21 protein-coding genes, 1 pseudogene and 1 riboswitch are annotated in these 19263 nt (G+C 57.1%); of the genes and pseudogenes, 7 read left to right on the top strand and 15 right to left on the bottom strand.

All coding sequences use genetic code 11. From position 1 onward, the window contains the following. Positions 1-208 precede the first annotated feature (208 nt). Complete coding sequence (locus Q7F15_RS06270; protein ID WP_212131823.1) at positions 209-859, top strand: YktB family protein; 651 nt, start codon at positions 209-211, stop codon at positions 857-859. Between the two features lie 115 nt (positions 860-974). Here the strand turns inward: Q7F15_RS06270 and Q7F15_RS06265 are convergent, their stop codons facing one another. Then, entirely contained in the window at positions 975-2012 is a 1038-nt protein-coding gene (locus Q7F15_RS06265; protein WP_171564424.1) for an NAD(P)H-dependent flavin oxidoreductase, read from the bottom strand. Between the two features lie 111 nt (positions 2013-2123). Between Q7F15_RS06265 and Q7F15_RS06260 the strand changes: the two genes are divergently transcribed. Then, positions 2124-3596, top strand: coding sequence for an aminotransferase class I/II-fold pyridoxal phosphate-dependent enzyme (locus tag Q7F15_RS06260; RefSeq protein WP_304415262.1), 1473 nt, complete (start codon positions 2124-2126; stop codon positions 3594-3596). Positions 3597-3708: 112 nt separating this feature from the next. On the opposite strand, the gene Q7F15_RS06255 is transcribed toward Q7F15_RS06260, so the two are convergent. From Q7F15_RS06255 to Q7F15_RS06235, 5 genes are all read right to left on the bottom strand, one after another. After that, positions 3709-5805 (bottom strand): hypothetical protein, encoded by a 2097-nt coding sequence (locus Q7F15_RS06255; RefSeq protein WP_304415261.1) that lies wholly within the window; start codon positions 5803-5805, stop codon positions 3709-3711. A 118-nt stretch (positions 5806-5923) separates the two neighbouring features. Then, a complete protein-coding gene (locus Q7F15_RS06250; RefSeq protein WP_171564427.1) occupies positions 5924-6049 on the bottom strand; it encodes a GapA-binding peptide SR1P in 126 nt (41 codons plus the stop codon). Between the two features lie 151 nt (positions 6050-6200). After that, on the bottom strand, positions 6201-7004 hold the full coding sequence (locus Q7F15_RS06245; protein WP_304415260.1) for an alpha/beta hydrolase: 804 nt from the start codon (positions 7002-7004) through the stop codon (positions 6201-6203). Between the two features lie 51 nt (positions 7005-7055). Further along, positions 7056-7355 (bottom strand): DUF3055 domain-containing protein, encoded by a 300-nt coding sequence (locus tag Q7F15_RS06240; RefSeq protein WP_171564429.1) that lies wholly within the window; start codon positions 7353-7355, stop codon positions 7056-7058. Between the two features lie 180 nt (positions 7356-7535). Then, positions 7536-8060 (bottom strand): MarR family winged helix-turn-helix transcriptional regulator, encoded by a 525-nt coding sequence (locus Q7F15_RS06235; RefSeq protein WP_171564430.1) that lies wholly within the window; start codon positions 8058-8060, stop codon positions 7536-7538. Between the two features lie 184 nt (positions 8061-8244). On the opposite strand from Q7F15_RS06235, the gene Q7F15_RS06230 reads away from it, so the two are divergent. After that, a complete protein-coding gene (locus Q7F15_RS06230) occupies positions 8245-8673 on the top strand; it encodes a DUF1885 family protein (protein ID WP_171564431.1) in 429 nt (142 codons plus the stop codon). A 60-nt stretch (positions 8674-8733) separates the two neighbouring features. Here Q7F15_RS06230 and Q7F15_RS06225 read toward each other — a convergent pair whose 3' ends face one another. From Q7F15_RS06225 to dapD, 5 genes and pseudogenes are all read right to left on the bottom strand, one after another. Then, complete coding sequence (locus Q7F15_RS06225) at positions 8734-9096, bottom strand: DUF4912 domain-containing protein (protein WP_171564432.1); 363 nt, start codon at positions 9094-9096, stop codon at positions 8734-8736. Between the two features lie 123 nt (positions 9097-9219). Beyond that, positions 9220-9813 (bottom strand): hypothetical protein, encoded by a 594-nt coding sequence (locus Q7F15_RS06220; RefSeq protein ID WP_171564433.1) that lies wholly within the window; start codon positions 9811-9813, stop codon positions 9220-9222. A 378-nt stretch (positions 9814-10191) separates the two neighbouring features. Continuing rightward, positions 10192-11336 (bottom strand): annotated as a pseudogene (locus Q7F15_RS06215) (N-acetyldiaminopimelate deacetylase). 4 nt (positions 11337-11340) lie between these two features. Continuing rightward, positions 11341-12558 (bottom strand): aspartate aminotransferase family protein, encoded by a 1218-nt coding sequence (locus Q7F15_RS06210; RefSeq protein ID WP_171564435.1) that lies wholly within the window; start codon positions 12556-12558, stop codon positions 11341-11343. A gap of 16 nt (positions 12559-12574) precedes the next feature. Next, positions 12575-13285 (bottom strand): 2,3,4,5-tetrahydropyridine-2,6-dicarboxylate N-acetyltransferase, encoded by a 711-nt coding sequence (dapD, locus tag Q7F15_RS06205; RefSeq protein ID WP_304415259.1) that lies wholly within the window; start codon positions 13283-13285, stop codon positions 12575-12577. Positions 13286-13377: 92 nt separating this feature from the next. Continuing rightward, positions 13378-13564, bottom strand: a riboswitch (Lysine riboswitch). 149 nt (positions 13565-13713) lie between these two features. Here dapD and Q7F15_RS06200 point away from each other — a divergent pair. Both Q7F15_RS06200 and Q7F15_RS06195 read left to right on the top strand, forming a co-directional pair. Then, positions 13714-14157 (top strand): flavodoxin, encoded by a 444-nt coding sequence (locus Q7F15_RS06200; protein WP_171564437.1) that lies wholly within the window; start codon positions 13714-13716, stop codon positions 14155-14157. A 124-nt stretch (positions 14158-14281) separates the two neighbouring features. After that, positions 14282-14827, top strand: a complete 546-nt coding sequence (locus tag Q7F15_RS06195; protein WP_304415258.1) for a GNAT family N-acetyltransferase — start codon at positions 14282-14284, stop codon at positions 14825-14827. Between the two features lie 62 nt (positions 14828-14889). Here the strand turns inward: Q7F15_RS06195 and Q7F15_RS06190 are convergent, their stop codons facing one another. Genes Q7F15_RS06190 through Q7F15_RS06180 form a run of 3 tightly spaced genes read right to left on the bottom strand, consistent with a single transcriptional unit; the run spans position 14890 to position 16414 of the window. Beyond that, positions 14890-15699: an EcsC family protein gene (locus tag Q7F15_RS06190; RefSeq protein WP_304415526.1), complete on the bottom strand. Its 810-nt coding sequence runs from the start codon at positions 15697-15699 to the stop codon at positions 14890-14892. A 19-nt stretch (positions 15700-15718) separates the two neighbouring features. Further along, positions 15719-15940, bottom strand: coding sequence for a hypothetical protein (locus Q7F15_RS06185; RefSeq protein WP_212131817.1), 222 nt, complete (start codon positions 15938-15940; stop codon positions 15719-15721). A 21-nt stretch (positions 15941-15961) separates the two neighbouring features. Continuing rightward, positions 15962-16414: a DUF1284 domain-containing protein gene (locus Q7F15_RS06180; RefSeq protein ID WP_304415257.1), complete on the bottom strand. Its 453-nt coding sequence runs from the start codon at positions 16412-16414 to the stop codon at positions 15962-15964. Between the two features lie 152 nt (positions 16415-16566). Between Q7F15_RS06180 and Q7F15_RS06175 the strand changes: the two genes are divergently transcribed. Then, complete coding sequence (locus Q7F15_RS06175; protein ID WP_304415256.1) at positions 16567-16731, top strand: hypothetical protein; 165 nt, start codon at positions 16567-16569, stop codon at positions 16729-16731. A 95-nt stretch (positions 16732-16826) separates the two neighbouring features. After that, positions 16827-17612 (top strand): class I SAM-dependent methyltransferase, encoded by a 786-nt coding sequence (locus Q7F15_RS06170; protein WP_171564443.1) that lies wholly within the window; start codon positions 16827-16829, stop codon positions 17610-17612. Between the two features lie 110 nt (positions 17613-17722). On the opposite strand, the gene Q7F15_RS06165 is transcribed toward Q7F15_RS06170, so the two are convergent. Beyond that, positions 17723-19249 carry an efflux RND transporter periplasmic adaptor subunit gene (locus Q7F15_RS06165; protein WP_212131814.1) on the bottom strand — a complete coding sequence of 509 codons (1527 nt, stop codon included), beginning with the start codon at positions 19247-19249 and terminating at the stop codon, positions 17723-17725. Positions 19250-19263: the final 14 nt, after the last annotated feature.

The raw sequence follows: 19263 nt of genomic DNA, 5'->3' as shown, positions 1-19263 counted from the left end.
CACAGAATACTCAGACAATGTTGCTGCAGACGGGAGCGAGTGGTATATCATATTATTCTGCGGCTTGGATTGCTATTCATTTCCCGACATGTATTTTTTTCCGGCTTGTTATGTTATCATATGGGGGATTACAAGCTCCCTTGACGGGGACGCCTGCCCGTTTCTCGCGGGCAACTTGCGAGACAGTCTGAAGCGAGGTGTCCGTTTCATGAAAACGTTTTCAGGTTTTCGTCAGGAAGACTTTGACGTATTTGCCATTGACGGCTTGGATAACCGGATGGAGGCGATCAAAACCGTCATCCGCCCGAAACTGGAGGCGCTCGGCCATCATTTCGCCCCGACGCTCTCCACGGCGTGCGGCAGCGAAATGTTTTACCATGTGGCCAAACACGCCCGCCGGACCGTCAATCCGCCAAACGATACATGGGTGGCCTGGGCTCCCGACAAGCGCGGGTATAAAAAGCACCCGCATTTTCAGGTGGGGCTGTGGGGCACGCACCTGTTTGTCTGGTACGCCGTCATCTACGAATCGCCCGTAAAAGAGGAGATCAGTCAATCGATGAAGCAGCATCTGGATGAGATCCTGGAGATCGTCCCCGATGATTTCCGCTGGTCCCCCGACCACACCCAGCCGGACAGCACCCCGCAGGCTGAATTGGGACGGGAGGGCATCCTCAAGCTGGTGGACAGGCTGGCTGCCGTGAAAAAAGCGGAGATTCTCTGCGGCATTACCATCGACCGGCACGATCCGGTGCTGGCCGACGGCGACAAGCTGCTGCAGCGAATGGACGATACATTTGCCGTGCTGACCAGGCTGTACAACCTGTGCAGGTCCGGTTCGCTGGCTGCTTCTCGCTAAAGGTAGTGAGAATATATGCAAAAGAACAGGTCCGCTTTCTATCGAAAATGAGGCGTGCCTGTTCTTTTTTCATTGTCTCGCGTACCGGACGAGAGATGGGAATAAGCGGTATCGGCTATTCCCGCTCGACACTGGCGCGCAGCGCAGCAAGTCTTTCCTCCACCTCCCGGAACATCCGCTCGAAGAGTTCCTGCACGGTCGGCACATCGTGGATCAAGCCGATCACCTGCCCGGCCCAGCCAAAGCCTTCCTCAGCGTTCCCCTCGTAGATGAAGGTACGATTGCGCTCGCCGCTGATGTAGGGCTTCAAGCGTTCGTAGTCAGCGCCTTCCTGCTCCAGCTGCAGGATTCGGTCGGAGCCAGGGGTGCGCACGACGCGAGCGGGTGTGCCAAGCGTTCGCTTGATGACGGCCGTATCGTGCTCTGTGCCTTTTAACAGTGCGTCCTTGTAGGCAGGATGGGCGTGTACGCATTCCTGCGTGGCGATGAATCGGGTGCCCATCTCCACGCCGTCCGCTCCCAACGCCATCGCCGCGAGCAGACCGCGACCGTCACCAATGCCGCCGCTGGCCAGGACGGGAATTTTCACCGAATCCACGACGCGGGGAATGAGCACAAACGTCCCGATGTCGTCACGCCCCAAATGGCCGCCGCCCTCCTGACCCACAGCCATAACTGCATCGGCACCGATCGCTTCCGCCTTTTGCGCCTGCCGCACGGAGGCGACGAGCACCAGCTTTTTCACGTCATGGCCGTCGGTTCGTCGAATCAGCGGTTCCGGATTGCCGCCGGTGATTGATATGACCTTGACGCCCTCCTCCAGCGCGACCTCCAGCATGTGTTCGTACGGACGACCGTGCTGGCCGATGGCAAAATTGACGCCGAACGGCTTGTCTGTCAGCGCTCGTACCTTGTGAATCTGTTCGCGCAGGGCCTCGGGTGACGGCAGGGACATTGCCGTGATCTGCCCCAGACCGCCGGCATTGGAGACGGCTGCAGCCAGCTCGGCGTAGGCCAGGTACGCCAATCCCCCCTGGACGATGGGATAGCGGATGTGAAGCAGTTCCGTTACTCTCGTTTTCATCCTCTTCACCTCGCTTATCACAAAACTTCTCGGTGCAGGGGCAAAACTCCTGCCTGTAAACGCATACATGAATAAAAATCCGCTTGCTTTCCCGATGCTTTTTGCTATACTCAACTTTGTTTGTTTCGTTGCATCCATCATTTTCGCATATTCATCTTTCTGGTAAAGCGAGGCGATCGTATGAGTCAAATGAAAACTCCTCTGTTTAGCGGGTTGGTGGAGCACGCCCGAAAAAATCCCATCCAGTTTCACATTCCGGGTCACAAGAAGGGCATGGGCATGCACCCGGCATTCCGCGAGTTTATCGGGGAGAATGCGCTCTCGATTGACCTCATCAACATTGCTCCTCTGGACGATCTGCATCATCCCAAGGCGATGATCAAAGAGGCTCAGGAATTGGCCGCCGAAGCGTTCGGCGCTGATCATACATTCTTTTCCGTACAAGGGACAAGCGGTGCGATCATGGCGATGATCATGGCCACCTGCAAACCCGGTGACAAGATCATCGTGCCGCGCAACGTGCATAAATCCGTCATGTCGGCGGTTATTTTTGCCGGAGCCGTTCCGGTGTTCATTCACCCGGCCATGGACGAACGCCTGGGGATTTCCCACGGGATTACGGTCAAGGCCGTGCAAAAAGCGCTGCAGACCCATCCGGACGCGGCCGCTCTGCTGGTGATCAATCCCACCTATTACGGCATCGCCGGGGATCTGCGGGAAATTGTGCGCATCGCCCACCAATACGGCATTCCCGTACTCGTGGACGAGGCCCATGGCGTGCACATCCATTTTCATGAGGACCTGCCCATTTCCGCGATGCAGGCGGGGGCGGACATGGCGGCCACCAGCGTACACAAGCTGGGCGGGTCGCTCACCCAGACCTCGATTCTCAACGTGCGGGAAGGACTGGTGGACATCGACCGGGTGAAAACGGTGATGAGCATGCTGACCACCACTTCCACATCGTACATTTTGCTGGCGTCGCTGGACATGGCCCGGCAGCATCTGGTCCTGAACGGACGGGCGATGATGGACGAAGCGATTCGGCTCGCCGACAAGGCGCGGAAGATGATCAACGAGATTCCCTGCATCTACTGCATCGGCCGGGAAATACTCGGCAAACCGGCGACGTATGCAATGGACCCGACGAAGCTCCTGATCCACGTGCGGGATCTTGGCATCACCGGCTGGGAAGTGGAAAACTGGCTGCGGGACAAGTACAACATCGAAGTGGAATTGAGCGACCTGTACAACGTGCTCTGTCTCATCACCCCCGGCGACACGGACGAGACGATTGAGGTACTCGTCAACGCTCTGCGCGAGCTGGCAGTGGAATTTGCCCATGTGCAGGCGGAGGAAAAGCCGGCAATTGTCCTGCCGAGAATCCCCGTGCTGTCCATGACGCCGCGCGACGCGTTTTACGCGGAGACGGAGGTCATCCCGCTGGCGGAAGCGGAGGGCCGCGTCATTACCGAATTCATCATGGTCTACCCGCCGGGCATCCCGATTTTTCTCCCCGGCGAAGTGATTACGGCCGACAACATCGCCTACATTCAGGAAAACATTCGCGTCGGTCTCCCGGTACAGGGGCCGGAAGACGAGACGCTTCGGACCGTCAAGGTGGTCAAACAGCAGGCCGCCATCTCCGGCTAAAGACAGTGACAGCCGCCGCCTCATCTCGAGTGCAGCGGCTTTTTTGATAATCATAAACAGGCAGGCCAGGAGGGAACCACGCCCTCGCAGCCTGCCTGTTTTGTCTGAAAAATTATTTGTACACGCGGATGACAACGTTGTCCAGACCGGATTCATACACCAGGTCTAAAAACAGATCGGCGTCACTCAGCGCATCCAGGAAGTTCAGGGACACTTCGTTCTTTGTGCCGACAAAGAAGACGAAATAGATGTCTTCATAGTCGTTCTCGTCAATAATGTCGAAGAACGAGTCGTCCTCCAGCACTTTGAGGAAATTGTAATCCCGGTAATCGCCCGACGGTTCATCGTCGTCGTCATCGTCCCGCGGGTCTGTGACTGCGAGCGTGTACACGGCCGGATTGCCGTCGCGGTTATCGATCCACACCACGCGGTTGCCGCTCAGGCGAACCTCATCCATTTCCGCATCATCGGACCAGTAGTACCTGCTGTACGATTCGTCTTCAATGTCGTACAACTCGTAGCTGAAGTCTTTACTGCGCGAACCGCGCTTTTCCTTGAACAGGACCAGGTTGCGGGACGCCTGCGGTTCAATCTGATCCCCGTCCGTCCAGCGCGTGAGCACATCGGTACGGTCCCGGCGAATGTCGTAATAGTACAGATCGTACGATTTGGTTTTGGATGAATATTCACTCCACACCACGACGTTGTCGCCCACGCTGGCCCCGGTAATGTCAGCATTGGTGCGCACTTCCGTCTCGTCCTCATCGTCCAGGTCGTACAGGTAAATGCTGTCTTTTCCGGAGCGTTCCGTTACCCACAGCACGTAGTTGCCGTAAATGTCAAGCGCCTTGGGGTTGCTCACCCTTGCAATATCCTCGGTTTTTTCCGTGGACAAGTCGGTTACGTACAGATCGCGGTCATCGTCAATCCACGCCAGCTTGCTGCCGTCCAGTTCGTACAGCGTGTCGGAAGGTTCGTCCTTGCTGCTCGTCACCCTCTTCTGGGTACCGCGGCGAATGTCGTACGCGATCAACGCTTCGTCCTCAGCGTCATACCAGACGACATAACGGTCGCTGACCAGGGGACGGCGCGGCTCCGAACCGGATTTGCTGATCACGGAACTGGTCTGCGTTTTTAGATCGTGCAGAACCACCGAAGATGCTTTCTTGTTTTCATTGAGGTAGACCACATAGCGGTCATCGCCGTCCGGTTGGCTCGGTTCTCCGGACAAGCCGCCGATTGGGACCAACTCTTCTTCGTCCAAGTCGTACAGATAGAGATGCACCTTCTTGTCGCCGTCTTGTTTCGCAAAGATCACGTAATCGCCGTAAATGCGCGGCGGCAGCTTGTCGTAGACCTCTTCGTCCAACTCCTCCGCATCGTCGTAGTCTACATCGCCGATCATCAGTGCACCCTCTTCGATATACACGTATGTATCTCCGTACAGATGCGGGTATGCCTGCTCGTTGGAGTCGTCCGTCAGGCGCTTGTTTCGCTCGCGGCCGATCATGTAGACGTACAGGTCGTCGTATCGCTCGTCCTGGTAAATGATCTGGTCATCATAGATCGAGGGATTGGTCTGATGGCCGAGCGAGGTAACCGCTGCGCGTTCCCGTCCGCTCTTGATGTCGTAGTAGTAAATGTCGACGTTGCCGTTTCGACGGTCTTCCCACGCGACATACGAGGGGCTTACCGTCGGTTTGCTCGCCTGGCCGCTTGTGGAGATCCGGACTTCTTCCCCGGTATTGATATTGTAGAGGTAAATGTCGGATTTTCCGCCATGCTTGCCGCTCCAGGCCACGTAGTTTCCGGCCAGTTCCAGTTCCATCGCTTCTGTCGAGCCGTCCGTCAGGCGCACTTCCTTTTTCTTTGCGATGTCGTACAGGTAGACATCCGAACCGCCGTGACGGGAATCGATCCAGGACACGTACTTGCCATCCACGCGCAGGTGGGATTTGGCAGATTGCTTGTCCCCGATTTGGCTTTCTTTATGCTCATCGAGATCATACAGAGTGATAACTTTTTCGCCCTCTGCGATCCAGACAGCGTAATCCTTGGAAATGTCAAAACCGGCTTTGGAAATGACCGGATTGCCTGAGTCGATGCGGACTTCTTCCCCTACGTAGTACGCAAAAGCCGGAGTCCCGCTCCACAGGGTCGTGGCCAGCAGCGCCGCCGCCAACAAACCTCGGATGGGGGTTCTCTTCATTGTAACGATTCCTCCTTTTGTGACGTTTCTCCCTCTTTTACCAATTATCCGACATATGGCAATGGATGTCAAAAAAAATCAGGCGCTATCGACAAGCGCCTGACGAACTATTTGCATGTTACTCCTGTTCCTGTTTTTCACTGGGGCAGCAGTCGCAGTTGCAGATCCCGTACAGCGTTTTCACCTGGTTGCTTTCAAAATGCTCGATAATCGTCCCACAACTCTGACAAACAATCGTACCCATATTCGAAATCCCTCCGCGTTCGTACTGCCTAAGCGCAGATCAGCCAAAAGTGACATCAAAATGTGATGGTACTTTTATATTAATATGACATACTAATGAGAGTCAATAAGAAAAACACACACAATATCGCCAATTTAGTATGTCACATTTATCATTGACCACCGTGTCGCTTCAGCCACTCCAGCATCTGCCGCAGCACGTCCTCCCGCTCGGGTTCGTTCAGCACTTCGTGGCGCAGTCCGGGAAAACGGACAAAGGTGACCTCCGCTGGCAAGCCGGACGCAAACCGTTCCACTCCGTCCGGATCGACCAGTTGGTCATCTCCTGCCTGCAGCACCAGCACGGGAAGGTCAAGCCGCTCCCGCTCTTCCCAGGCGGCCCGTATGGCCCGGTTGAGCTCCTGGAACCAGCGGACGCTCACTTTGGAATAGATGTACGGATCGTTTACGTATTCCGCCTGCACCTGCGGATCGCGGGAGACCATGTCCGCCGTGATCCCGTTTGCCATCACCAGCCTGGGCATGGCGCGATCCAGCCATTGCGCCAGCCTGGCCTTCCACACTGGCACGTCGATCTTCAACTGCAGGCAGGGCGAACTGAGCATCAACCCGGCCAGCTGACGCCGCTTCTCATACCGCTGGACAAACCGCACCGCCACCAGACCGCCCATGCTGTGCCCCAGGAGAAAAACGGGCCGCTCGTCTCCAGCTGCCTTGAGCGCCCGCTCCGTCCAGGTTTCCACGGCGTCCAGATACTGTGAAAACGAATCAATGTGCCCCTTTTTCCCCGGCGAACGACCCCACCCGGGCAGATCCCCGCTGAATACATCCACGCGGTGGTCATTCAAAAAGGCCGCCACATGCTTGTAGCGTCCGTGATGCTCGCCAGTTCCGTGCACCAGCACGACCGCCGCGACCGGATCGGCGACCGTCCAGGCATGGAAATAGCTGTCCATTCTCCTCCCCCCCAAGACAAAAACGGGCAGAAGGAATCCTTCTGCCCGATGTCAGTACTGGTTATCTTCCAACGGCACCGATGGCAAACACTCCTGGAAAAACTGCGACAGCATTTCTGCTTCATTCTGGCAGTCGATCCGAAAAACCTTTTTCAGGTACTCTGGATTGACCGCGTCCTCCGAACTGAGAAGAGTGGATTGCCCCGTCTGCATACAGATGACCAGCGGCTTACCATCAAACTTGTTGGTGAAGACGATCCCAAAGTCGTGCCGTGCAAGTTCCGTCGCAACACCGAAGAAGCGCACCTGAGCAGTCTCCGCAACGTCGTACAAGTGGTCGAACCGTTCCATCAGCAATCCCTCCTCATGGCATTGATGTCCGAAAAGCAAATTGATGAAATTTTCGGATTGTTTATCAGTATATCAAAAAAAGCGGCAGATTTCCACCCCTGCCCTCGCAGCAGCCTCGTGGCCGCACAAAAGCGCCTGGGTGTTCTGCCGCCTCTTTTGCTCACCAATCCTGCTGTGATCCTAGCTGATCAGATGGCGAAGGTTGGGAACGCGGTCCTCCCCTTCCTGAATCCAGCGAACTTTTTCCGCTCCATGCAACGATTGGGCGACAAACGACAAACATTCAAAGAACAGTTCCACAACGGCCGAACTGTACCGCTCCTCCAGCTTTTCCAGCGCATAGGTGAGCCGAAATATCGACGGTACGTTCCGCCTGCTCGCTTCGATCACTTCCCGTCCCTTCTGCGTCGGGTAGACGTGCACCACGCGCCCGTCCAGCTCCGACTTTTCGATCGAGACCATCCCTTTTTCCACCAGCTTTTTGATATGAATGACGATGGAAGACGGATGCCAAAAGGTCCATTCAGCGATCTGCGTCACGCGGACGCCTTCGTAGCAGTAAATGATCCAGAGAATATTCAATTGCACGGACGAATCCAGCTCCGCTTCCTTGGCCGCCCGTTCCCAGTCTTCCTTGTTGACGACATCAATGGCGCGCATCGTGTTTAATGCTTCATAAACGTTTCGAATTGAAACCTCGTGCATCGGGTCCATTCCTCCACGATCCTTTATCATTGTTTCTCTTTCCTGTAATGAATGTGATATTTATTTTACACTTTTCAGAAAAGACGCGCAATTATTTTCCTTATAACATGTCGCATTGCCAATGAGTGGCAGGAAATGCTACACTAATCGCAAGAGATTCCCGGGACTAGGAGTGACGGCAATCGTGAACCTGAAATCGGCCTACATCTATTTCGTGGAAGGTTCCACAGCCACGAAAGCGGACATCGACGACGTCAAGGCAAAGTTTGAGCGATACATTGAGATGACGAAAAAAACGGGGGAACAACTGGGGTGGACCTACGCGGACGCCGCCTTTCCGTACGTGATCGAGGAGCGGCCGGAAGGGAAGGGTTCCTGGTTTTTGCTGAAAGGCAAGGATCCCAATCTTTACAAGGCCATCATCGTGGGCGTGGGCTCCCGCGAGGAGAACGGCCAGGAGCAGTTTTTCATTCAGGTCTCCCTGCCGGAGTCGGCCACGCACGGCGATATGAACAAGGCAAATGAATTCTGCCGCTATTTGGCCCGCGAATACAAGGCGGAGCTGCACCTGTTCAACAAACGCATCCAGTACTTCCAGCCGCGCAAACCGTGAGCGGCCGGACGACAAAAAAAGGCTCTCCCGAGTGGAGAGCCTGTTTAATGCGTACGTTGATCAAATCGGTTGAGATCGGGACAGCGAATAAAATCTGCCATCAACCATTCGAATCCCCAAATCCACACAGTAGCGCAAGCCCTGTGTGACGCCGTAGAGGATCCACTCCGATGAGCGGTGGTTAATGTCAAAGTCAGTGTAGAGGTCGGTGCCGTCGTTGCGGATCTCGTTGCGGTCTGTCACATCAAAGAGGCGGAGGACAAATGGCAGTTCGGCAAACGGGATGGCAAATTTCCGCTCCACTTCCCGTTCGAACTCCTTTGTCATGTGCCATTGGGCCAGGATCGAATGCTCATCTTTCCAGGCAATCCGTATACTCGGGCCTTCTATGTCTGTGGATGACCGCGCGGGATTTGTCTCCATTCGCTCCCATCGTTCCTTTCTCTCATGTACTTGCATCAGGGTGACGCAAAACGTCATTTGTTACTCATTATACCATGACAACAAGCCATGTGGAAACGCGACCAAGCCAATTTTCTCATTGGGCTATCGTCCGACGGTAAAGCTGTTTTCGCCGACGGTGATGTACTCGTTGGACTTCTCTGTCTTCATCTGCAGCTGCACTTTGTACGTTCCGTACAGTTCCAATTTGGTGGAGACAAACGGTTCGGAGAAGTAGAAGCTGTTGGCGTTCAGCGTCGAGTACTTCCACTCTTTGCCGTGGTCCACCTCTTTGCCGTCCGGGCCGATCAGCACCAGGCGCAGCCTCAGGTCTTTCGTCACCGGCGCGTCATCCACCTCGACAAACACGTTAAACGTCCGGGGCACGTCCTTGTCGCTGTACCCTTTGATCGGATTGCTGAAAATGATGTTCTTGTTGCGGGATTGCTGAATGCCTTCCAGCACGAGAATATTGACGTTCGGCTTGACGATCTCCAGTTTTCCGGAGCGTTGATCGTACTCGACAAAGCCTCCCATCCGCTTGACCAGTTTCTGCATCGAAGCGCTCGTGGAAGCGGGCAAGCTATCGACGATGCGCTCGCCGCTCAGATAGACCCGCATCGCGCCTTCGCCCAGGGCCGTGCTTCCAACTCCGGCGATCGTCAGCAACAACAGGGCAGACAACCATGCTTTCTTCATGTCACAATCCTCCAGTATGTTCTGCGCCTCTCTCAGCGCGTAATTTCCCAATTTCTTTTGCATTAACTTATACGCCCAAGCCGGCAAATAGTTGTGGTCGCCCCGCAAACTTTTTTCACAATATCCACAATATCCACAGGCGGATCTCGTGCTGGAGGAAGGACTTATCAACACTCTATTCAGATAAAAGAAAAAGCGACTCGCGTGGAGTCGCTTCAGCATGCAGACAAAGTCCGAGGCGCATGGGAGATTGGGCCCGCTCGCTCGCTTGACGCCCAGCACAGAAGCGGATGAAGTCCGCTCCAAAACGAGACGCGGGGCCCATCCCTCCATGCGACGATGTACATTGTCTACGGCTTCGGTTGATGAATGGGTCGCTCAGATCGGCCATTCCTCCTGTCCGGACAGCCAGGTCAGATAGTCCGTCACCAGGCTGATTGCGATGTCGATCGCCCGCTCGTCCGGTTCGATCTTTGCATGATGCAGGCCGTAGGGGGTATTCACCCCGAGCCAGAACAACAAGCCGGGGATTTCTGACAGGAAAAAGCCGAAGTCCTCTCCCGTCATCGCTTCGCTGCAGCGAATCGGCGTGATGTCCGGGCGCTGGGTGCCCACCCACTCCATGAACTGCTCCGTCAGCAGCTCATGATTGTACACCTGGCAGTACCCGCAGCCGTAATCGATGGCAGCCGTGCACTCGAAACCCGCTTCGATACCTTTGACCAGCGCCTCGATGCGGCTTTTCACCCGGGCCATCGACTCCAGCGACATCGTCCGGATTGTTCCTTCCAACCGCGCCGTTTCCGCGATGATGTTCTGCCGGGTGCCCCCTTCGATTTTGCCCACCGTCACGACGGCCGCATCGAGCGGATCGACGTTGCGGGCCACAATCGACTGCAGCTGCGTCACCAGATGGCTGGCCGCCACCACCATGTCGTTTGCCTTGTGGGGAAAGGCCGCGTGCCCCCCTTGCCGATCAGCTCAATCATCAGCTCCGAGGTGTTGGCAAACAGGATACCCGGCTTGGTGGCGATGTGTCCCACCGGGTACTCCGGCGCGATATGCAGCGCAAAGATGCAGTCAGGCCGCCACTCAGCAAATTCTTCGCTCTCCATCATCGGCTTGGCGCCGCCCGGTCCTTCTTCGGCCGGCTGAAACACGAAGAGCAGATCGTCATCGACGGGATGGTGCACAAAATGGGTCAGAATGCCCAGCCCGATCGCCATGTGCATGTCGTGGCCGCAGGCGTGCATGTACCCCTCGTGCTTGGAGCGGAACGGATAGGTCGTCTCCTCCCGGATCGGCAGACCATCCATGTCCGCCCGCCAGGCGATCGTCCGCCTGGGATGAAGCCCGCGCACCCTGACGAGAATGCCGGTGCGCCAGGTCCTGATCTGCAGGCGCTCCTGCGGCAGCCGCTCCAGATAGTCCAGCAGGTAGCGCTGCGTTTTGTACTCCGCAAAACCGGGTTCAGGTATTTGATGCAAGTCGCGGCGAATCTGCACAAACGCAGAATCGGTCATCCCTCTACACTTCCTTTCCGGTGCCGAGCGCCGTCAGCTGACGGGCAAACTCGTCGATAAACCGGTCCACATCTGCCCGCGTCAAGGTAAGCGGAGGCAGCAGGCGGACGATCGTCTTTTGCGTCACGTCGACGAGGAAGCCCGCAGCCAGCAGGTTTTGCTGCAGCCGGGCCGCTTCTTCGGGTGTAACGTTCAGCGGAATGCCCACCATCATCCCTTTGCCGCGCAGTGCATGAAGCTGCTCCGGCAGGCGCTGTCTCAGCTCTTCCAGACGGCCCCACAGGTAGCCGATCACGTCGCTCACCTGGTCACAAAAAGCCGGGTCGAGCAATTCGTCCAGCACCGCATTGCCCAGCGCGGCGGAGAGCGGCGAGGGCGCAAAGGTGGTGCCGTGATCCCCCGGCTTGAACAGATTCATCAGCCGTTGGCCGGCGATCACCCCGCCGAGCGGCAGACCGCCGCCCACTCCTTTGGCAAACAGGATCAAATCAGGCGTCACTCCGGCGTGCTGATACGCGAACAGACGACCCGTTCGTCCCATGCCGGTCTGGATTTCATCCATGGCAAACAGCACGCCCTCTTCCCGGCAGATCGCCTCCGCTTCCTTCAGAAACGCTTCGGAAAGCGGCACCACACCGCCGGAGCCGAGCACCGGCTCCATCAGGAGGGCGGCTGGCTTTTCGCTGCGGCAGACGGCGCGAAGCTGTTCTGCGTCTTCTGCATCCAGCTCGTAGACGGGAAAGTCAGGCTGGGGAAAATCCTGATAGACATGGGGCTGCCGCGTCAGTCGCACCGCTCCCAGCGTGCGCCCATGGAAGCTGTTGCGCAGGACGGCGATACCCGACCGGCCGGCCCCCTCCGCTTTTGTCCATTTGTGAATCAGCTTGATCGCCGCTTCCGTCGCCTCCGCCCCGGAGTTGGAGAAAAAGACCTTGCCGGGGATGGTGTTGTCGATCAGCCGCTGTGCCAGCCGGATCGCCGGCGGGTTGAGAAAGATGTTGGAGATGTGCAAAAACCGCTCGCCCTGCTCCCGGAGCGCCTGGACAATCCGCGGATGGGAGTGGCCGAGAACATTGACGGCCAGTCCGGTAAACAGGTCAAGATACGCCCGGCCGTCGGTGTCGTACAGATAGTTGCCCTCTCCTCTGGCGATTGCGATCGGCAGCCGTTTGTACGTCGGGACGATGTACTGTTCGTCGAGTGAACGCCAGTCCGTAGCCATCTTCTCACTCACGCTCCTACAGTTGCCGCAGCTCCTGCTTGATTTCCGTCTTGGAGCGTGTCTTTTCGTCGATCTGCTTGATGATGCGCGCCGGAGTGCCAGCCACGACCACGTTCGGCGGAACGTCCTCGATGACGACCGCACCGGCAGCCACGACGGAACCTTTGCCGACGCGAACGCCTTCCAGAATCACCGCGTTGGCACCGACTACCACGTCGTCTTCAATCACGACCGGCTGGGCGGACGGCGGTTCGATCACGCCTGCGATGACTGCACCGGCACCGATGTGGCAGTTTTTCCCGATAGTGCCGCGGCCGCCGACCACCACGTTCATGTCGATCATCGTTCCTTCTCCGATGACAGCGCCAATGTTGATCACGGCCCCCATCATGATGACGGCGTTGTTGCCGATGCTCACCTGGTCGCGGATGATCGCGCCCGGCTCGATGCGCGCCTGGATGCCTTTCATGTCCAGCAGCGGAATGGCGGAGTTGCGGCGGTCGCTTTCCACCACGTAATCGGCGATTTTATCCTTATGCTGTTGCAGCACCGGCTCGATTTCCTTCCATTCGCCGAAGACCACGCCCGTGCCGTTGCTGATAAACGTTTTGGCGCTTGGGCCGAAGTCGATGCCGTCCAGCTCCCCTTTCAGGTATACCTTCACCGGCGTTTTCTTTTCGCTTTTTTGAATAAACGAGATAATTTCATGCGCATCCATCATGTTCACTGTGAATCTCCTCCATCACATGTATGTGAAAATGTAGAAAAAGCAATGAGTGCAGACGCTATCCTCATTGCTTTTTTGATACCTGAAAGCAAACCGTAAATAGCGCTCCACGAAAGGCCGTGCCTTTCATGACAGGGCGACCGTTGTTCACGGGAACCCCAGCCCTCGCCGTCCGAGGGGTACGGCCAGAACTTCGGCGCCTTGGCCTTTCCGTCTTTCCACGCCCCCCGCGTTTGTATGGCAAGACGTACTCTTCCGCAGCGCACCTCTATTTGTTAATGGTTATGGAATTTCCTTTTACTCTATCAAAATCCTCCCCGGGTGGCAACATCTGAATGAAGAAGAAGCGAAACATAATAGTTGACAACGATAATCATTTTCATTATCTTGTAATTGAAAATGATAACCATTATCTATTCGGAGGGCTTATGAAAACGATTATTCTCGTTTATGCAAGCATGACAGGAAACACCCGGGAGATGGCCGATGCAATCGTCGAGGGCATTCGCTCGGCGGGAATCGAACCGGAGGTAAAGGAAGTGCTGGACTGCTCCGCTTCCGATTTGGCCGACTATGACGGCATTGTGCTTGGTGCCTACACGTGGGGAGACGGAGAACTGCCAGACGAGTTTCTGGATTTTTACGAAGAGATGGAAGGGCTTGACCTGCGGGGCAAAAAAGCGGCGGTATTCGGCTCTTGCGACTCCGGCTACGAAAAAGTGGGAGCCGCCGTCGACATTCTGCTGGAAAAAGTAACTGCGCTGGGCGCAGACGTCCCGTTGAACGGGTTGAAGGTGGAACTGTCCCCGTCCGCCCAGGAGAAGGAAACCTGCCGGGAATTCGGACGTTCGTTTGCACAGTCGCTGATGTAGCAAAAGAGCGCTAGCGCCCATCCGTACGGTTCCGGCCTATCTGCCAAGCCGTCTTTTCAAAAAGGACGCATACGTGATACACTGGCGGTCCAGATTCTGTCAAGAGGATAAGGAGGACCGCCCCATGTCTTCACAGGCACCCAGCGTGTACATCCGCCCCCTGACGGCAAATGACGCACCGGCCATGTTGGACCTGCGCGTTCGCAATCAGGCGTTTCTTCAACCGTTTGAACCGATCCGTCCCGCGTCGTTTTTTACCCTGGAGGGACAGCGGGAGCAGCTGGCGTCCGCCGAGCGCGACTTCGCGGCGGGTACCGCCTACGCATTTGGCGTTTTTCTGCGTGAAGGCGACGAGCTGATCGGCCGCGTCAACCTTACCAACATCGTGCGTGGCGCCTGGCAAAACGCCACCATCGGCTACTTTCTCGACCAGTCATGTGTCGGACGCGGCTGTATGACGCAGGCCGTCCGGCAGGTGCTGGATTTTGCGTTTGCCAAAGCCGAACTACACCGCGTACAGGCGGCGGTCATGCCGCGCAACACGGCATCCATCCGCGTGCTGGAAAAGACCGGCTTCCGCCGGGAAGGGCTGTCGCTTCGGTATCTGCAGATCAACGGCGTCTGGGAAGACCACCTGATCTTCGCGATCACGAGCGAGGAGTGGGCGTAAAGCTGCCAGTCCCGTGCCGCCCTGGCAGCGGGAAAGCCGGAGCGCACGGGACATCCTGCCCGTCAGGTTCCGGCTTCTTCCTGCCTCAGCCGCTCCAGAATCCGCCGCTTGCGGTACAGCATCCGGCCCGTTTCCGCCACATCCTGCACGGTGGAGCGGTTCAGGTAAGCGCCAAACAGCATGCCCGCCACCGGTACCATCTGAAACAGCTTTTTCCATCCAAAGTTTTCCGTGTACGTCACCACCACTTCCCGCCAACCTTGCAGTTGGGCAATGACATCCCGCTGTCTTTCGGGCTCGTCAAAGCGGGAGAGCTCCTCCAGGATCGCGCGCTTGCCGACAATGTCGGAAGAGGCAAATTGCAAACATTTGACGATGAACAGCCGCTCCCGTTTTTCCTCCGGGCGGTATCCGTAACAGAGTGCCATCTCCTGCAGCACCTTGAGCGAGGTGCCCAACAGCAGCGGAACGTCGATCGCCAGGGTGAACAGGCCGCCCAACCCCGTTGTCGCTCCCTGCACCGTGGCAAATGCGGCGCGGGATGACACTATTTCCGCTGCCACCTGGTCCATGCTGGCCAGCGGCAATCCCTTGACGTCCTCCTGCTTGGGCCGTCCCTTACCCTGCTGGGCCTCCTGAAACCGCGCATACACCGCCTCATCGCTTACCAGATAGGTACCCCCCTGTTCCAAAAAGGCGGCCATTTCATCGACAGCCGTCCCCAGCTTTTCCCTGACGACGGCAGGCGTAATGCGGTCCAACAGCACAAATGGCAGCCGGCCCAGCTTTTCCCAGAACCACAGGTCCTTCTGATCCCGTTCCCACGCTTCCACTTCGTTCAACGCCTGCAAGAGCATCTCTCTCGTCTCCATGCTGACTCTACTCATCTCCTTACCCGCGCGTCTGCCCCTCGCTGCCCGGCTGTGCGGCCGTTTTACGTAACCGGCAGCGGGTGCGCAGCATCGCTTTTGCAAAGGTCTCCAGTTCTGCGAGAGACGCAAATCCCTCAAAGACCTCACATCGTTCTACGATCCCCAGCTTGAGATGTTTCACCGCGCCGTCCTCCAACCGGAACCCCAGCTTTTCCAATACGCTGCGCTCTTCGTCGGTCACGATTTTCTCTCTCCTTTCCGGCTATGGGGCGGTTTTCCGCTCCTGCCTGCCGGCCTCTGTCTGGCGCAAGCGGGCGATGCCCTCGCGGCACACGCCGTATTCGTACCAGGAGCACCCGGCGCAGAGGAAGGCCAGATCGTCCGGTGCCACCAGGCGGCGGGTGCGCTCCACCAGTTCCGACTTGAGGTAGACCTCTCCCGCCGTCAAGCCCAGATGGGTAAGAACGTTTCGGTCCAGCGTCTGCACGTGCTCTTCCGAATCGGGGGAAGCTTCGCACCGTTCCGCTCCCTTGTTGGGACACGCCTGGCACGCGTCGTCAAAGTCCCGCACCACCCGGATGGGAAAATCCTGCCGGGGATCGCGGATTCGCTCGACGATTTCCCCCATTTTGGCGACAAACGCGGGGCTGTACCCCATCCCCTGAAACCCGTGAACGCACAGCAGATGATGGCCGCGCAGCACAATCGGTTCCATACGTTCCTCCTCCCTGCCGACATCCGGCATCTTTTCCCTGGTTTTATCGTACTGCTTTCACCATCCCGCCACAAGGAGGCTGCCGGGACAAGCATAATGCTGGCGCTGCCGGCAAACGCTAGGGAGAGTCCAAATGAAAGGAGGCTGGATCGATGGACAAGCGGACGGACGAGCGCAAACCGAATCCCGATCAGAAGCACGAACCGACTATCGCGCCCGGGATGGAGATGGACGAGCTGGAAGAAAAGGCGACGGAAGAAGAAATAAAAAACGGCGACTCCACCTCGGTAACCACGCTGTATCTTGACCGGATATAGGAGCATAAATAGGCAAAAACTATATATTTCATCATTTTTATAGATTTGACGAATAACCCCTCCACTGGTACAACGATACCAAGGAGGGATTTTCCATGCATGTAGAGAACCGCTGGAACGCACGGCTGTACGACAGCAAGCTGGACTTTGTCTCCCGGTTTGGCAAAGGCGTGCTGGAATGGCTTCAGCCGCAGCCGGGGGAAACGATTCTCGACCTGGGCTGCGGAACAGGTGATCTCTGTGCCGAGATGGCCAAGGCCGGGGCTGTGCCGACAGGAATGGACCTGTCAGCCGAGATGATTGACACGGCGCGGAGCAAATACCCTGCGCTGCGGTTTTTCGTCGCCAACGCCGAGACGTTTGTGACGGAGGAGTTGTTTGACGCCGTCTTTTCCAACGCCGCCCTGCACTGGATGAAGCGGCCGGAAGCGGTCATCCGCCAGGTGTGGCTGGCGCTGAAGCCGGGCGGACGGTTCGTGGCCGAATTTGGCGGAGCGGGCAACGTGGAACGGGTCGTCCAGGCCATCCGCACCGTCCTGGCAGACAAGGGGCGCGATGCGGACAGCTGCAACCCCTGGTACTTCCCCGGCATCGGCGCCTACACCTGGCTTTTGGAACAGCAGGGCTTTGTCGTCAAACTGGCGCAGCACTTTGAACGGCCCACAGAGCTCCCGGACGGAGAACAGGGGCTGCGCCACTGGCTGGATGCATTCTGCGGCCCGTTTTTTGCCGACATGCCTCCGCAGGAAAAAGACGAAACCTGCGCGATGATCGCCGAACGACTGCGTCCCGCCTTGTTCCGCGACGGCTCCTGGGTCCTGGACTACTGCCGAATCCGGGTCGCCGCCATCAAGCCGCCCGAGCAAAGGCCGCTGCCGTAAAGCGGATTGGCTGAACAGCAGGGCGTCCAAACAAACAACCCGCCTGCTCTGCCGCAATGGCACAAGCAGGCGGGTTTCATTTGAGCCGGAGGCGTGCCGACGCGGCCGTGCTAGAAGACGTCGCCGCCGTTCATCATCAGCACTTCCTCGCCTTCCTCAAGGCCGCTCTTGATTTCGATGAACTCTGCTCCTTCGATCCCGATCTCCACTTCTTTTGGCGTCGGCTCTCCGGTTTTTGGATCCTTCACCATGACCGTTCCCTTGCCGTCCTCCAGCACTTCGACCGCCTGCAGCGGCAGCCGGAGCACGTTTTCCTTTTTCTCGACGTAAATGTCGCAGTCGCCGGTCATGCCGTGCTTCATCTCAGCGGCATCAGTCAGCTCGATTTTCACCGCGAAGCGCACCGACTTGTCCTCTTTCGTCCCCTCTTTGGGCACGTCCACGACCTTGCCGATAAACGGCTTGTTGCCAAACGCCGTCACGTACACCTCGGCCGTCTGACCCACCTTGATGGACGGAATGTCGATTTCATCCACACCCGCCACAAAATACACGGCGCTGCTGTCCATGATGACCATAGCCGGCTTGCTGGAGTCCGGCGTCTCTCCCGGTTTGACCTCCACCTTGGTGACTACCCCGCTGATTGGCGCCGTCACCTGCTTTTTCGCGATCTCCCGCTTCTTCTGCTCGAGGGACAAAAGCGACTCTTTCAAGGACAGTTCCTTCTCCTTCAGGTCCAGTTCGGAGGCGGACATGTCCATTTTCGCCAGCAGTTGACCCGCCTTGACCTCGTCGCCGTTTTCCACTTCCACCTTGCCGACCTTGCCGTGGGTGCCGGCCACAATCTCCACGTCGTCCGGGTCTTCAAACGGCGTCGCCACCTGGCTGGCGAACAGAACGCCGTTTGGATTGACCCACTGTACCTCTCCCAGGTCTCCCACGTACAGAGCTCCTGGCTTTTTCACCAGCACTTCCACGTCGTGAACGCCACCGACGCCTTTTTCCTTCTTGCCGACCAGGTCGACCTTGGTCACCGTTCCGTCGAGAAAGATCATCGACGAGGAGATAAACACTTTCACCTTTTGGCCCACCTTGAAGTGCTCTGCTTCAAAGGCGGAAAATTTTCCGGTAATCTTCAGGTGTTCGGTGTCAACCAGTTTGGCGACCACGGTATCCGGCGTCACCGTGTCTCCTTCCTTGACCAGCACTTCCTTCACCTTGCCGCCCATGGAAAAGACAATCTTGTCCTTCCGGTTTTTCAAATCGTTCAATTCCCGCTTGGCGCGGACAATGCTCAACTCCTGCTTTTGCAGCTCCAGGGCGGCGTCCGAACTGTCGATGGAGAACAGCGGATCTCCCTTGTTCACGCGCTGCCCTTCTTTCACGAAGACCTGCTCCACCTTGCCGGACAGTTCCGGTTTTACTTCCTCGCGCGCCTTTACTTCCACGGTACCAGAGGCAAAAATGGTCTTTTTCACGTCCCCCCTGTCCACGACTGCGGTGGGAAAGGAGGGCGGCTCCTCCTGAGTCTGTTCGGCTGCCGCGTCTTTGGAGCCGAGATAGTGATAGCCGGCGTATCCGCCACCGCCCAACAGGACAATGACTGCCGAAAGAATGATCCACGTTTTCTTTTTCATACTCCCTATCCCCA

The organism is Brevibacillus aydinogluensis (assembly GCF_961514395.1).
Classification (GTDB): domain Bacteria; phylum Bacillota; class Bacilli; order Brevibacillales; family Brevibacillaceae; genus Brevibacillus; species Brevibacillus aydinogluensis.
The sequence above is the reverse complement of the archived record's forward strand: the minus strand, read 5'-3'. Positions and strand labels throughout refer to the sequence as shown.